Here is a 13,834-nt window from a genome sequence, read left to right as displayed (position 1 = left end):
CGCTATTCCGCCGGCTGCGCGCTGCGGCGGTCGCCGCCGCCGAACACGTCGCGCCAGCGGAAATGGCCGACCTGGTCGCCCAGCCGGTCGAGATAGGTGTAGATCACCGGCGTGATGTAGAGCGTCAATAGCTGCGACACGAGCAGCCCGCCGACCACCGCGAGGCCGAGCGGCCGGCGCGCTTCCGATCCGGCGCCGAAGCCGATCGCCACCGGCAGCGTGCCCATCAGCGCCGCCATGGTCGTCATCATGATCGGGCGGAAACGCACGATCGCCGCCTCCACGATCGCCTTTTCCGGCGGGACGTGCTCGCTGCGCTGCCGGTGCAGCGCGAAGTCGATCATCATGATGGCGTTCTTCTTGACGATGCCGATCAGCATGATCATGCCGACAAAGGCATAGATCGACAGCGGCGAATCCGATCCGGTGATCCCCATCGTGAAGAGTTGGTGGAACAGCCACAGCGTGAGCAGCGCGCCCACCGCGGCAGAGGGCAGGCCGGACAGGATGGTCAAGGGATGGATGAAGCTCTCATAGAGGATGCCGAGGATGATGTAGACGGTGATGAGCGCGATCGCGAGCAAAAGGCCCATATTGCTCAGCGAGCTCTGGAACGCCTGCGCCGTGCCCTGGGCCGAGCCGAGGATCGTGTCGGGGATGTCCAGCTTGGCCTGGACGCGGTTGATGGCGGTCAGCGCGTCGCCCAGCGAATAGCCCTTGTCCAGGTTGAACGAGATCGTCACCGCCGGAAGCTGGCCCTGGTGGTTCACGGTCAGCGGCATCGTGCCCGGCGTCAGCTTCACCACCGAGCTCAGCGGCACCAGCGTCGTGCCGTCCGCCCCGGTCAGATAGAGGCGCCGCAGATCGGCCAGCGCGTACTGGTATTGCGGCAGCAATTCCATGATCACGTAATACTGGTCGGCCGAGCCGTAGATCGTCGACACCTGTTCGGTGCCGAAGGCGGCGCCGAGCGCGGTCTCGATCTTGGCGGGCGTGACGCCCAGCGACGCCGCCTTGTCGCGGTCGATCGCGACATTGACCGACGGCGCCGAGAGGTCGAGGTCGGTCGTCACGTCGAGGAAGCCCGGCGTCGCGGCCAGCGCGTTCATCAGCTTCAGCGAGGATTGCTGCAGAAGGTCCTGGTCGAGGCCCTGCAGCGTGTACTGGTAGAGCGATTTGGATTGCCGCCCGCCGATCTGGATCGCCGGCGGGTTCTGCATATAGGTGTTGATGCCCGGCACGGAGCCGAGCTTGGGGCGCAGTTCGCGGATGATCTCGTCCGCCGACGGCCGGTCGCCCTGGTTCAGCGTCAGGAGCAGCGTTCCGGTGTTGGTGCCCGAGCGCGAGCCGCCGCCGCCGACGAAGGACATCACCGATTTCACGCCCTTCTGCCTGGCCGCGATCGCCGCGACCTTCTGCTGATAGGTCGACATCGCGGCGAAGGAGGTGCGGTCGGAGCCTTCGGTCTGCGCCCGGATCATCCCCTGGTCCTCGGTCGGGATGAAATCGAGCGGCACCGCGTAGAACAGGCCGACGGTGGCGAACAGGCTCGCGAAGAACAGGATCAGGATGAAGCCGCGATGCGCCATGCTCCAGCCCAGGCTGCGCTCATAGCCGCCCTGGACGTTGTTGAAGATCCGCTCGCTGCGCTCGTAGAAGCCGCCCGGCTTGTGCGCCTTGGCCGGCTTGAGGAAGCGGCTGGACAGCATCGGCGTCAGCGTCACCGACACGATGCCCGACACCACGATGGCAAGCACGATGGTCACCGCGAATTCGTGCAGCAGCCGGCCGACGATGCCGCCCATGAAGACGAGCGGGATGAACACCGCCGCCAGCGACACCGTCATCGAAAGGATGGTGAAGCCGATTTCCCGCGAGCCCTTGAGCGCGGCTTCGAGCGGCTTCTCGCCCTCCTCGATGTGGCGCACGATGTTCTCGAGCATCACGATGGCGTCGTCGACCACGAATCCCACCGACAGCGTCAGCGCCATCAGCGACAGATTGTCGAGGTTGTAGCCGAACAGCGCCATGCCGGCGAAGGTGCCGATCACCGCGATCGGCAGCGCCAGCGACGGGATCACGGTCGCCGACAGGTTGCGCAGGAAGATGAAGATCACCAGCACCACCAGCACCGCGGCGATCAAAAGCGTGCTCTGCACGTCGGCGACGGAGGAGCGGATGAGCTGGCTGCGGTCGTAGATGATGTCGAGCGCGAGCGAGGCCGGAAGCTGCTTGGAGAAGGCCGGCAGGATCGCCTTGATCTCGTCCACCACCTCGATGGTGTTGGAGCCCGGCTGGCGCTGCACCGCCAGCACGACGGCGGGCTGGCCGTTGAACCAGCTATAGGCGAGGTTGTTCTGCACGCTGTCGATGGCGCGCCCGACGTCCTTGACCCGCACCGGCGCGCCGTTCTGATAGGCGATCGCCTGGTTGTTGAAGGCCGCGCCCGTCATCAACTGGCCGTTGGTATGGATCAGTGTCGCCTGGGTCGGGCCGTTGAGCTGGCCGGTCGCCTGGTTGACGTTGGCGTTGGCCAGGGCGCCCGCCACCGCGTCGATGCCGATGCCGCGCGCCGCGAGCTGCGCCGGATCGATCTGCACCCGCACCGCGAATTTCTGCGAGCCGTAGACGTTGACCTGGGCCACGCCGTTCAGCGTCGAAATCTGCCGCGCCAGCAGCGTCTCGGCGTATTTGTCGACCTCCGACATCGCCAGCGCCGGCGAATGCAGCGCGATGAAGATCACCGGCTGGTCCGACGGATTGACTTTGCGGATGGTGGGCGGCGTCGGCATGTTGGTCGGCAATTGCCGGCTCGCCGCCGAGATCGCCGACTGCACGTCCTGCGCCGCCGCGTCGATGTTGCGGTCGAGGTCGAATTGCAGCGTGATCGAGGTCGAGCCCGCGGCGCTCGACGAGGTCATCGAGCTGATGCCGGCGATGGTCGAGAACTGGTTCTCCAGCGGCGTGGCGACCGCCGAGGCCATGGTGTCCGGATCGGCGCCGGGCAGGCTCGCCGACACCGTGATGGTGGGGAAATCGACGTTCGGCAGCTCGCTGACCGGCAGGCTGGAATAGCCGAACAGGCCGAAGATCACGAGCGCCGCCATCAGCAGCGTCGTCATCACCGGCTTTTCGATGAACTGCGCCGAGATGTTCATGGCCGGGCTATTTCTGCTGCGTCGGGGCGCGCGAGACCTTCACCGGCTTTCCGGCGACCACCTTGAGCTGGCCGTCCGTGATCACCGCGTCGCCGGCCTTGACCAGGCCCTGGATCGCCGCCGACGTGCCGTCGTCGCTGATGACCTTCACGGTCACCATTTGCGCGACACCGTTCTTCACGACATAGACGAAGCTGGTGTTCGGCCCGAGGTTGACCGCGTCGTGCGGCACCGTCGTGGCGCCCTTGATCGTGTCCAGCACCACGCCGACATCGACGAGCTGGCCGGGCACCAGGGCCTCGTTCTCGTTGGCGAAGGTCGCGCGCAGCTCGATCGTGCCGGTCTGGTCGCTCACCTGGTTGCCGACGAAATCGACCGTCGCGGTCAGCGGCGTCCCGCCGCCCTGCGGCGTCAGCGTCGCCACCATGCCCTGCGTCGCCAGGCGCTTCTGGATGCGCGGCAGGTCGGCCTGCGGCAGGGCGAAGGAGATCTTGATCGGCCGCATCTGGGTGATGACGACCAGCGTCGAGGCCGCCGGGTTGGTGACGCCGACCGAGGTCATGCCGCTGCCGCTGGGCGTGATCTGGTTGCCCGGCTGGATCATGATCGCGCCGGTCTTGCCGTCGATCGGCGACCGGATCTGCGTATAGCCCAGGTTCAGCCGCGCCGCGTCGACATTGGCCTTGGCCACCAGATAGGCAGCCTCGGCGTCGTCGGCGTCCTGCGGCGCCACCGCCTTCTGGGTCAGCAGGCGTCCGTAGCGCGCCGCCTTCTGCTGCGCCGTGCCGAGCGTCGCCTCGGCGTTGTCGAGCGCGGCGCGGAACGGCCCGGGATCGATCTGGAACAACAGGTCGCCGCGGTGCACCGTCTGGCCCTCGACGAAATACGCCTTCAGGAGCTGGCCCTGCACCCGCGCGGTCAGCTGCACCGTGGCCGGCGAGACCACGGTTCCGATCGTGTGCTCGACGACGGAAAGGTCCTTCTTCGCGGCGCGCTGCACCACCACCGGCGGCGCCGGCGTGGCGCGCGGCTTGGCCCCGCCCAACAGCGGCAGCACGACGAAAATCACCAAGGCCGCCAAAAGGACGGCGCCGAGGATGCCCAGGATCAGGCGCAGGCGGGAACTCGCCGCCGCATTGCCGCGGCGGACCCGGTCTGGAATGCCCTGCGCGGCGTCCGGCACCGACTCGAAAGAGCTGGGAATGCGGATATTCATTCGTGTGTCGGTCCGTCGGCCTCAAATCATGGCATGGGCTTGGGCCAAATACCCGCCACCCCGGCAAAAGGTTGCCGGGCCCGCACCCCCACGCTGTCCTTAGCACGGCCTTGGCCAATTTCCAGACCGGCAATGTCTTAAACTGTCGCCCGGCCCCGTTTGCCTGTTAAACCGGTCATATAACTGTCTTTTTTGCAATGTTGGGCGCTCAAAACCGCGTGAGGGCAAAACTGTCTTGCGGCCTCGGTTGCCCCGGCCGGGGCACGCCTATATAAGCCCGCCCTTCTCGAACGAGCGCCCCATGGACATCCGCAACATCGCCATCATCGCCCATGTCGACCATGGCAAGACCACGCTCGTCGACCAGCTCCTCAAGCAATCCGGCTCGGTGCGCGAGAACCAGCACATGGAAGAGCGCGCCATGGACTCCAACGACCTGGAGCGCGAGCGCGGCATCACCATCCTGGCCAAATGCACCTCGGTGGAGTGGCACACCACGCGGATCAACATCGTCGACACCCCCGGCCACGCCGATTTCGGCGGCGAGGTCGAGCGCATCCTCTCCATGGTGGACGGCGTGGTGCTCCTGGTCGACGCGGCCGAGTCCGTCATGCCGCAGACCAAATTCGTGCTCTCCAAGGCCCTGAAACTGGGCCTCAAGCCCATCGTGGTGATCAACAAGATCGACCGATCCGACGCCCAGCCCAAGGAGACGCTGGAATCGATCTTCGACCTGTTCCTCGCTTTGGAAGCCAATGACGACCAGCTCAACTTCCACTATCTCTACGCCTCGGGCCGCAATGGCTGGGCGGTGAACGAGCTCACCGACGAGCACCGCAATCTCGATCCTCTGTTCAAGCGCATCGTCGAAGACGTGCCGCTGCCCAAGCCGCTGGCGCTGGCCGGCGACGATCATCCGTTCAAGATGCTGGTGACGACGCTGGAAGCCGACAATTTCCTCGGCCGCATTCTCACCGGCCGCATCGAATCGGGCGCCATCACCGTCAACCGCCAGATCAAGGCGCTGAACCGCGAGGGCGGCGTGGTCGAGCGCGCCCGCGCCACCAAGCTCCTGGCCTTCCGGGGCCTGGCCCGCGTGCCGGTGGAACGGGCCGAGGCGGGCGATCTCATCGCCATCGCCGGCCTGCAAAACGCGACGGTCGCCGATACGCTTTGCGACATCTCCGTCGAGGAACCCATCCAGGCCCAGCCGATCGACCCGCCCACTTTGGCGATGACGGTCTCGGTGAACGACTCGCCGCTCGCCGGCCGCGAGGGCGACAAGGTGCAGTCCCGCGTCATCCGCGACCGGTTGCTGCGCGAGGCCGAGGGCAATGTCGCAATCAAGGTCAACGAGACCGGCGAAGGTTCCTTCGAGGTCGCCGGCCGCGGCGAGCTCCAGCTCGGCGTCCTGATCGAAACCATGCGCCGCGAGGGCTTCGAGGTCTCGATCAGCCGCCCGCGCGTCTTGTTCCAGGCCGGCGAGAAGGGCGAGCGCCTGGAACCGATCGAGGAAGTCACCGTCGACGTCGACGATCCCTATACCGGCGTGGTGATCGACAAGATCTCCCAGCGCAAGGGCGAGATGCAGGACATGCGCCCGACCGGCGCCGGCAAGACGCGGATCATCTTCAACGCCCCGTCGCGCGGCCTGATCGGCTATCACGGCGAGTTCCTCACCGACACGCGCGGCACCGGCGTGATGAACCGCATGTTCAAGGAATACGCGCCGCACAAGGGAACCGTGCAGGGCCGCATCAACGGCGTCCTGATCTCGACCGGCGACGGCGAGGCAGTGGCCTATGCGCTGTGGTATCTGGAGGAGCGCGGCAAGCTCTTCATCGTGCCGGGCACCAAGGTCTATCAGGGCATGATCATCGGCCAGAACGCCAAGGACAACGACCTGGAAGTGAACCCGCTGAAGGCCAAGCAGCTCACCAACATCCGCACGACCTCCAAGGACGAGGCGGTGCGGCTGACGCCCATCGTGCCGATGACGCTGGAACAGGCGATCGCCTATATCGAGGACGACGAGCTGGTCGAGGTGACGCCGCAGTCGATCCGCATCCGCAAGAAGGCGCTCTCGCCCCACGACCGCAAGCGCGCCTCGCGGACCGAGGCGGTCTAGGGACGGCCGACCTTCACGCCGGTCTTGCGATGGCTGGCGTAATAGAGCCGCAGCACCCAATTCATCTTGGTCTGCCAGCCCTTGCCTTGGGCCTTGAACCATTTCACCACGTCGTCGTCGAGGCGGATGGTGACGCTCTTCTTCGTCGCGAAGCCCGGAAAGAGTCCGATATAGGTCGGTCCTTTGTAGTCGGCCGGCAATTCCGGAATATCGCTCGTGTCGATCTGGTCGTCCGGCATTTCAGCCAAGGCCTTGAGCCGTTCACGCTGCTCTTCGGTCAGCTTAGGGAGCTTCTTCGTAAACTTTACTCTCACGAGGTGTTGCTCTCCGCGCCGTGATGATGCGGTAGATTTCGGTTTCGCCTTCTTCGCGGATGGTGTGTGAGACGACGTGGAGAACTCCATCGATCGCCCCTGTCGTGCGCCAGCGGATTTCTCCATGTTCGTCACCTTCGATATCAAGCCGCCTCAGCGGATCATGGAAAAGCCGAATGGCATCTTCGAATGTCAAACCGTGCTTCCGCCGATTCGACTCCGACTTCCTCGGATTCCACTCGAATTCGAGCACTACGATATCTCCCCGCCGCCGTAGTTACAAGTGTACGTACATTACGCCTCCCGTTTCAGCCCCAGCCGTCCCGCCACCAGATTGTCCACCATCCGCTTGGGCAGCGCGCCCACCAGGAAGTTCTGGAACGGGTTGGGCGTCACCGTGTAGCGCACCTTCGGCTTGGGCGTGGTCAGCGCGATCCACACCTGCTCGCCCAGGACTTCCGGCTTCAGCCCCTTGCGGCCGAGCTCGAGCATGTACGACTTCACCGCCGTCAGGGACTTCACATAGGGCGTGTTGGCGTAGATGGCGGGATCGACGCTGTCGGCCTTGTCCCAGATCGGCGTCGCCACCGCGCCCGGCGCCACCACGATCACGTCGATGCCGAAGATCATCAGCTCGCGGCGCAGCGCCTCGCTCATCCCTTCGAGCCCGAATTTCGAGGCGCTATAGGGCCCCATGAACGGGTTGGCGTTCTTGCCGCCGACCGAGGAGATCATCACGATCCGCCCCGGCGCGCCCTGGCGCGACCGGTCGGCGCCGAGCAGCGGCGCGAAGGCCTGGGTGACGACGAGTTGCCCCGTCAGGTTGACCGCGATCTGCTGCTTGAAGTCGTCGAGCTTGAGATAGAGCAGGGGCCCCGCCACCGCGATCCCGGCATTGTTCACCAGCCCGGCCAGCGTCTCGCCGCCCAGCGCCGCGGCGACCTGCTCGGCGCCGCGCGCGACCGCCGCCTCGTCGGTGACGTCGAAGATCACCGGCACGAAATTCGCCCCGAACTCCTTTTTCAGCCTTTCGCCGTCGGCCTGCTTGCGCACGCTGCCGAACACGCGGAAGCCCTTGGCGATCAGCACCTGCGCGATGCCCCATCCGATGCCGGTGGATGACCCGGTGACGACGATGCTTTTCATGGCGGTGCCCCTCTGTTGCCTGACGTGCAATATAGTGCGGTTCTGGAGATTCCGATGACCGTTCCCGCCGAGACCGTCGCTTTCGCCCATCGCCTCGCCGACGCGGCGGGCGCGGTGATCCGCCCCTATTTCCGCCAGCGGCTGGACATCGCCGACAAGCGCCCGGTGATCCAGGGCCAGGAGGTTTTCGACCCCGTCACCGAGGCCGACCGGAACGCCGAAAAGGCCATCCGCGCCATCATCGACGCCGAGCGGCCCGACGACGGCATCCTCGGTGAGGAATTCGGCGAGAAGAACGGCGCCAACCGCCTGCGCTGGGTGCTCGATCCGGTGGACGGTACGCGCGCCTTCATCAACGGCCGCCACGAATGGGGCTCGCTGATCGCGCTGGAGGAAGACCGGAAGCCCGTGCTCGGCGTGCTCGACCAGCCCTGGATCGGCGAGCGCTTCGTCGGCGCCAACGGCCGGGCGGAGCTGCATTTCAGGGGCGCGATCACCCCGCTCCAGGTCCGCAAGGGCGTCGAACTCAAGGACGCCATCCTCTGCGCCACCCATCCCGACGCCTTCTACAAGGAGGGCGAATGGGCCGCCTTCCGCCGCGTGCAGAAGACGGCCCGCCTCACCCGCTGGGGCGGCGACTGCTACATCTTCGGCACCATGGCGCTGGGCTTCTGCGACGTGATCGTGGAATCGACCTTCCACCGCTGGGACGTCGCCGCCCTGATCCCGCTGATCGAGGGCGCCGGCGGCATCATCACCGACTGGCAGGGCGGAAGCTGCGCCGAAGGCGGCCAGGTGCTGGCGGCAGGCGATGCGCGGCTGCACGACGAGGTCATGGCGTTGTTGAACGCCTAGCATTTCCTCCCTCGCAATAGCGGAGGAGAAACTAGAGCCGTTTCGTGGATTGAATTATTGAAAAACAATCGTCATCGCCCGCTTCATGCGGGCGATCCAATTTGGCGCCGAGAAAAATTGGATTGCCCGGACAGGCCGGGCAATGACGCTCTCTATTTGGGTAATTTCGAACCGAAAAAGGGCTAGACGTTGTTCGCCGCCGCGAAATCGTCGAACGCCTTCCAGAACCGGGTGCGGATGGAATCGTTCTCCATCAGGATCTCGTGCTCGGAATCCTCGAACTCGACATAGGTCCCGTGCGGCAGGCGGTGCGCGAAATCGCGGATCGCCGGCGTCAGGCAGATGCGGTCCTTGCCCGCGCCGCACACCAGCACCGGCGCCTCGATCGCCTCGGCATAGCCGGGCGCCATCTCCATCGCCATCGAGGCCGCCGCCGCCTTCAGCCAGCCCCAGGTCGGTCCCGCGAGCCGCAGTTCGGGATTCCTGACGATCAAATTCTGCGCCCGCGCCCAGCGCAGGCGGTCCGACGTCACCAGATTGTCCTCGAATGTCAGCTTGAGCGGATCGCGCCCCTCCATGCCGAGCACCCATTCCTGCGAGCGGCCGAGCCCGTTCATCGCCGCCGTCATCAGGTTCGCCGCCCAGGCGGGCGTGCCGCGGGTGGAGATCGCCTGCATCGGCGCGCTGAGCGCGGCGCCCGAGAACACGCGCGGCCGGTCATGCAGCGTGCGCAGCAGGATATGCGCCCCCATCGAATGGGCCAGCGCGAAAGGCGCGCCGCCGCCGAGCGGGCGCACCACCTGGTCGAGGAACGTCGCGAGGTCCTCGTCGAACTCGGCGAAATCGCGCACATGGGCCTTGCGCGTATCGGCCACCGCGCGGCTCGATCCGCCCTGGCCGCGCCAGTCGAAGGTCGCCACGATGAAGCCGCGCGCCTGCAATTCGCCGATCACCTCGCCGTATTTCTCGATGAACTCGGTCTGGCCGTGCAGCAGCACCAGGACGCCGCGCTCGGCCGCGCCCGGCGCCGGCGCGAACAGCGCGGTGCGCAGCCGCGCCGCCGACGGCGTGACGATGAAATGGGGCGAGAAGACCGCTGCGCTCATGATGGACGGCGAACAGCCTTCCCATTCGCCTTTCGCATCGTTCAGCCGCCGGCCTTTTGCAGGATGGGGTCGAGCTTCATGGCAAGGCCCATGTCGCCCGCGACGCGCAGCTTGCCCTGCATGAAGGCCGAGGTCGGGTCGAGCTCGTGGCGGACCATCTTGCCGAAATCGTCGAGCGACAAAGTCAGCGTCGTGTCGGCCGACTTGCCGGCGCCGTCGCTCACCGAATTGGGCGTCGATTTTCCGTCGACCAGCACGCTGCCGTCGGCGCCGAAATCGAATTTCAGCGTGCCGCCGAGCCCGGAATTGGCGCCGATGGCGCCGGCCATCTGCTCGATGATCTGCTGTACCGCTGGCGAGCTCATGACGGTTCCTTCTCGAAAGCGCGTCTGCCGGGGTCGGGCAGGAATGGGCCGGGATTATTAGCATTTGCGCCCTGTGAGACAACTGGCCGCCGCCAGATTGCATTGCCGGCGCAAAGGGCAGAACCTGCAATGCGGAAGGACCGGGACGCGACATGTCCGCGACGGATCACCAGATGCTGGCGGCGTTGTTCACCCAGGAAAGCAGGCCCGACGATCGCGATCGGCCGATGCGGCGCGCGCGCATCGCATGAGCGCCGCGGGCAAGGACGACGAAGAGAACCCGGCCGCCGCCAGCGCGTTGCCGTCGCATGCCGCCGAAGCGCGCGACGGCCTGGGGACTTTTTGCTTCTATCTGCATTTCGCGGTGATGTTCTACATCGTGCTGGGCTGGGCGGCGCCGTTCCGCGATGCGCTCGTGTTCTATCTTTTCTTCCTGCCTTTCGTCGTCCTGCAGTGGCTGTTCAACGAGAACTCCTGCGTGCTGAACAACATCGAATCGCTGATCCGCGTCGGCCGGTGGCGCGATCCGCACAACGAGGAAGAGGGCGCCTGGCTGCGGACGCTGGCGACGAACCTGTTCGGCCATCCATTCAAGGCCTGGCACATCGAGGTCTTCACCTATTTCGTTCTGGCCGTGGTCTGGGCCGCCGGCTTGAGCCATCTCATCTGGTGGTGAATTTCGAACTATTCGTTTCCGCGCGCGCAACGGCTTTGCTAGTCTTCGGCGCCCCGCAGAAGGATGGGACGGTGCGTTTCGACAAGGCCGCGGTCGCACGGGCGCTCGCGGAATATTCATTCTCGCCGGACAATCAGCGGTTCCTTCGCTATTGGCTTTCGCTCTGGACGGATGACGGCGTCGCCCTTGCCGCCGCGCCCGATGCCGCCGAAGCGCGGAGCATATCGCGCAACTGCATCACCTTCGTTCTGGGAGAAGACGGCGGCGTTCGCCTCGGACGTGTCGGCGAGGCGATCGCCATTGCGCTGGGGCACGCCGCCCTGGACGCGGACATTCTTGCCATGGCGCGGCCGGAGCAGCGCGATGTGCGTCTGGATCGGTTCACCCGGACGGCGTCCGGAACGCTCTTCCGCTACCGGCGGCGCGCGGTGCGCCCCGACGGACGGGCCGTGCTGCTGGAGGAAATCGCGGCCCCGCTCGCCGGTCCGTCCGCGGCCGGCGCGCGCCAGACCGTGACCCATATCGACATTTCGGTGCTCCGCCCCGCGGGGCGCGTCCGCGTCACGCCCGAATTGTTCGAGACGGTGGAACTGGCCGATCCGCTGCTCGACCTGGCGGATTTCCGCCTCCCCTCCGCCCCTTGAACCCTTTGGCACTCCTCCCCACCTATTGCTAGCCGGTCGGCCCGTTGGGCGTACGGCGCTTGAAACGGCCTCGGTCCATGGTGGACGGGGCCTTGAAATTGCAACGCTTTCAGGAGGTTGTAACCATGCGTGATTTTACCCCCTATTTCCGTTCGACCGTCGGCTTCGACCATCTGTTCAACATGCTTGACCAGGCCGTCGACGCGGGCAACGGCTATCCGCCCTACAACATCGAGCGCACCGACGAGACGCATTATCGCATCTCGGTCGCCGTCGCCGGCTTCGGCGAAAAGGACCTGGCCGTGGAGGTACGCGATGGCGTGCTGACGCTGACGGGCAAGCGCGAAGAGGGCGCCAAGTCCGCCTATCTGCACCAGGGCATCGCCGGCCGCGCCTTCGAGCGCCGCTTCCAGCTCGCCGAGCATGTGGAAGTCCGCGCCGCGAAGCTCGAGAACGGCCTGCTCCACATCGACCTGGAGCGCGTCGTTCCCGAAGAGAAGAAGCCGCGCAAGATCGCGATCAACGCGCCCGAGCTGAAGGCCATCGAGGGCCAGGCCAAGGCCGCCTAATCGCGACGGTCCATCGCCGAATGGGAAAGGCCGGGCGGCAACGCCCGGCCTTTTCGTCTGGCGCGCCGCCGCCTCTTTACACGGAAAAGTTGAAAGTGCTTCACTCTGATCCGAATCGGGGGGCGGGTTGGATTCGGGGCACCGGCTGAAGTTGACGATTTATGCGGTTGTGGGGCTGTTGGGCTCTGTCGCCACATACTTTGCCAGCTTCGATATCTTTGCCATCATGTTTCGCGGCCAAGGCGTGTTGGCTACGATTTCGTTCGTCTATTTCTTTTTGTTTCTCACGATCATTTTTATCATCTGGGCGTATCGGACCTTCGAGACGATCCGCAAAGAAAAATACGCGAACATCGCGAGCGACGTTCACCAGATCAACCATTTAATTCGCAACTTTATCAGCAAATACTCTGATTCGGATCAAAGTCCGGCGACCGCGCGCGAGTATACGGATCACCTTCGTGCGATGCGCGACGACCTGAAAGACGTATGTGATCGAATTGCAAATTTGTTCTCGATGATAACGAGTACGAGTTGCCGGTGCGCGATAAAATCATTCTACAATATTGGGGATAATCTCTATCTTTACGCACTTTGCCGGGACAGAAAGAGCAACAACGCGGTCTTTGAGCTCGATCTCCGCCGCCGGCGAGAAAATCACGATCCGCTCCTGGCCAATAATGCATTTGCGCGCGTTTCACGTGGAGAAAACGGTCGATGGCACTTCATGTCGGCCAATGTACAAACAGAGAGCAACGCTCATTTCACGAGCATCTCAGCGTACCAAAATTTGGTCGAAAATCGCCGGCCGCAGCGCTTTCTTGAGCGGCTGTTCGAGAACTCCCCAGGATTGCCATACAAGGCGCTAATGGCCTGCGCCGTACGGCAGGGTCCAATAGACGGAATTGGGGACAACCGCTCTGAGCTTCGTGGGATAGTCCTTGTGGACAGCGAATCGCGCGGCGTCTTTGTCGAACGTTGGGACATTCAGCTCCTATTTTCGTTCGCCGACGCGCTCTATCATCCATTGACAATTTATCGGGAGACTGAGGAAACCGCGGCGGCGGCAGGCGCTTCGCTGCAACCTCGAGAAAATGGGCTTCAGGGTTAGGGAAATAAAAAGCCTATGGGGCTTTTACTGACCGGATGTCATCCTATATAGGAGGCGACATGGCTAAGACGCACAGTGCTTCGGTACCGGCTCCCGTCAGTGCTGGGGAGAAGCCGGTTGATCCCTGCGGTATCGTCGTTGTTCGCGACAGCCGGAATACCTTTCGCGTCGAGAGTGCCGGAATGGGCTATTCGACCGCTTCGACGTTGGTCCGCCCCTCGCCTCAGCAGCTGGCTTATCCCGTCAAAAGCTCGCAGTGACGGTCGGGATTCGGCTCTCTGCACGCCGCCTAGGCTGAAGATTCTGCAGGGCCATTCGGCCCTCTAACAAGATGACAGGGCCGGGTATCGGAGCTACTGATACCGGGCCCTTTTGTTTGTGACCGCTTCGCAATGCCCTCCTGGCAGAGTTCCTTTGTCGATCGTTTGCGCCGCATGGGACGCCCCAAGGGCGCCAGCGCCGAAACCGACATCGCCGAGCTCCGCCGCCAATACACCTATATCTCCGACCATTTCGGCGCTCCGCCGCGCGAGGCGGTGTTCGAGC

The 13,834-nt window shown here is 64.6% G+C and carries 13 protein-coding genes; 6 read left to right on the top strand and 7 right to left on the bottom strand.

Annotated elements, in window-relative coordinates; genetic code table 11:
- Nucleotides 1–2: 2 nt before the first annotated feature.
- Both WDM86_17270 and WDM86_17265 read right to left on the bottom strand, forming a co-directional pair.
- Nucleotides 3–3,158, bottom strand: coding sequence for an efflux RND transporter permease subunit (locus tag WDM86_17270; protein ID MEI9991776.1), 3,156 nt, complete (start codon nt 3,156–3,158; stop codon nt 3–5).
- Nucleotides 3,159–3,165: 7 nt separating this feature from the next.
- The gene (locus WDM86_17265; GenBank protein ID MEI9991775.1) at nt 3,166–4,374 is read right to left on the bottom strand and encodes an efflux RND transporter periplasmic adaptor subunit; all 1,209 of its coding nucleotides are present in this window, start codon (nt 4,372–4,374) and stop codon (nt 3,166–3,168) included.
- A gap of 301 nt (nt 4,375–4,675) precedes the next feature.
- On the opposite strand from WDM86_17265, the gene typA reads away from it, so the two are divergent.
- Nucleotides 4,676–6,502 (top strand): translational GTPase TypA, encoded by a 1,827-nt coding sequence (gene typA / locus WDM86_17260; protein MEI9991774.1) that lies wholly within the window; start codon nt 4,676–4,678, stop codon nt 6,500–6,502.
- Here typA and WDM86_17255 read toward each other — a convergent pair.
- The 3 genes from WDM86_17255 to WDM86_17245 are packed head-to-tail and all read right to left on the bottom strand — an operon-like array spanning nt 6,499 to nt 7,962.
- Nucleotides 6,499–6,816: a BrnA antitoxin family protein gene (locus WDM86_17255; GenBank protein MEI9991773.1), complete on the bottom strand. Its 318-nt coding sequence runs from the start codon at nt 6,814–6,816 to the stop codon at nt 6,499–6,501. The genes typA and WDM86_17255 overlap by 4 nt on opposite strands.
- Nucleotides 6,785–7,069, bottom strand: coding sequence for a BrnT family toxin (locus WDM86_17250; GenBank protein MEI9991772.1), 285 nt, complete (start codon nt 7,067–7,069; stop codon nt 6,785–6,787). The genes WDM86_17255 and WDM86_17250 overlap by 32 nt, the downstream gene beginning before the upstream one ends.
- 41 nt (nt 7,070–7,110) lie before the next feature.
- Entirely contained in the window at nt 7,111–7,962 is an 852-nt protein-coding gene (locus WDM86_17245; protein MEI9991771.1) for an SDR family oxidoreductase, read from the bottom strand.
- Between the two features lie 54 nt (nt 7,963–8,016).
- On the opposite strand from WDM86_17245, the gene hisN reads away from it, so the two are divergent.
- On the top strand, nt 8,017–8,817 hold the full coding sequence (gene hisN / locus WDM86_17240; protein MEI9991770.1) for a histidinol-phosphatase: 801 nt from the start codon (nt 8,017–8,019) through the stop codon (nt 8,815–8,817).
- Nucleotides 8,818–8,999: 182 nt separating this feature from the next.
- Here the strand turns inward: hisN and WDM86_17235 are convergent, their stop codons facing one another.
- Nucleotides 9,000–9,923: an alpha/beta hydrolase gene (locus WDM86_17235; protein MEI9991769.1), complete on the bottom strand. Its 924-nt coding sequence runs from the start codon at nt 9,921–9,923 to the stop codon at nt 9,000–9,002.
- Nucleotides 9,924–9,964: 41 nt separating this feature from the next.
- Entirely contained in the window at nt 9,965–10,288 is a 324-nt protein-coding gene (locus WDM86_17230; GenBank protein ID MEI9991768.1) for an SCP2 sterol-binding domain-containing protein, read from the bottom strand.
- Nucleotides 10,289–10,535: 247 nt separating this feature from the next.
- Between WDM86_17230 and WDM86_17225 the strand changes: the two genes are divergently transcribed.
- From WDM86_17225 to WDM86_17210, 4 genes are all read left to right on the top strand, one after another.
- Entirely contained in the window at nt 10,536–10,964 is a 429-nt protein-coding gene (locus WDM86_17225) for a hypothetical protein (GenBank protein MEI9991767.1), read from the top strand.
- 71 nt (nt 10,965–11,035) lie between these two features.
- Nucleotides 11,036–11,608: a hypothetical protein gene (locus tag WDM86_17220; GenBank protein MEI9991766.1), complete on the top strand. Its 573-nt coding sequence runs from the start codon at nt 11,036–11,038 to the stop codon at nt 11,606–11,608.
- Between the two features lie 125 nt (nt 11,609–11,733).
- On the top strand, nt 11,734–12,177 hold the full coding sequence (locus tag WDM86_17215; protein MEI9991765.1) for an Hsp20 family protein: 444 nt from the start codon (nt 11,734–11,736) through the stop codon (nt 12,175–12,177).
- A gap of 151 nt (nt 12,178–12,328) precedes the next feature.
- Complete coding sequence (locus WDM86_17210; protein MEI9991764.1) at nt 12,329–13,288, top strand: hypothetical protein; 960 nt, start codon at nt 12,329–12,331, stop codon at nt 13,286–13,288.
- The last annotated feature ends 546 nt before the right edge of the window (nt 13,289–13,834 follow it).

Source organism: Rhizomicrobium sp. (assembly GCA_037200045.1).
In the GTDB taxonomy this organism is placed as follows: domain Bacteria; phylum Pseudomonadota; class Alphaproteobacteria; order Micropepsales; family Micropepsaceae; genus Rhizomicrobium.
Note: the sequence above shows the minus strand (reverse complement) of the source record. Positions and strands in the feature narration are given on the sequence as shown.